Origin of the sequence: Enterococcus sp. AZ163 (assembly GCF_050498925.1) — a bacterium.
In the GTDB taxonomy this organism is placed as follows: domain Bacteria; phylum Bacillota; class Bacilli; order Lactobacillales; family Enterococcaceae; genus Enterococcus_A; species Enterococcus_A ferrettii.
On the sequence record NZ_JBIPAO010000017.1, the window covers coordinates 1 to 926 of the forward strand.

The following is a 926-nucleotide window of genomic DNA, read 5'->3' on the forward strand; positions in this document are numbered from 1 at the left end:
TTTGAAATAGCTCTATCCCTTGCGGCTCTAAGGAAATTTAGAAATTTCCAGAGTCGTTTTTTATTCGGCCACCTTTTAATGTAACTTAATCAGTGCTATAATGCGATTATGTTACATTTGTTTGGAGGGATAAAAATGGAGTTTGTCGAACCGATTCGAGACAAAAAAAAGATCGATGCGATGAAGGTGATTTTAGCTGACGATCGTTTCGGTGATCGAAACGTGCTCTTGTTTACATTGGGAATTAATACCGCCTATCGGATATCTGATTTACGAACACTGAAGCTGGAAGATGTTTTAGAAATTTCAAGAAACAAAGTGATCGCTAGAGAGCGCCTGGCCATGAAAGAAAAAAAGACCGGTAAAAACAATTCGGTGTTTATTTCAAAGAAGTTGAGAAAGCGTATTGAGAAATATACACAGGATCATTTTCCTGAAGAGTTGGCCACAAGAAATTTTGATCGCTATCTCTTCCCTTCTCAAAAAGGAGTAGATCAACCGCTGGCTCGTGTTTCACTATGGCGGATATTATCAAACGCTGCGGATCGTGTGGGATTAACGAATATTGGCACCCATAGCATGAGAAAGACATTTGGGTACTTTATGTATAAGAACAAAACAGATCTCACATTGATCCAAGACCTATTGAATCATAGCAGCCAGCGAGAAACCTTACGCTATATTGGAATTACTCAAGAGGAAAAGGATACTGCTGTACGAAGTTTGGATCTTTAGTACTTCTTTCCAGTAAGACAGGTTCTAAGACATAGATAGGCTAAAAAGGTTCAGCAAAAACGTACTTAGCCCCTTCCCTATTCCTACGTTCGGTTTTTAGTGCGATATCCTGTGTGCCAGGTGGCATGCTCGTTCGGTTTTTGAGCGCACATTTCCGGCTGCAAGAGGTGCAGCAGCTGCTGCCGGCTAGG

Annotated in this window: 1 protein-coding gene; it reads left to right on the forward strand. The window is 41.0% G+C overall.

Features of this window, described 5'->3' with window-relative positions:
• Nucleotides 1–135 precede the first annotated feature (135 nt).
• Nucleotides 136–735, forward strand: coding sequence for a tyrosine-type recombinase/integrase (locus IGI46_RS25895; RefSeq protein WP_429974626.1), 600 nt, complete (start codon nucleotides 136–138; stop codon nucleotides 733–735).
• Nucleotides 736–926 lie beyond the last annotated feature (191 nt).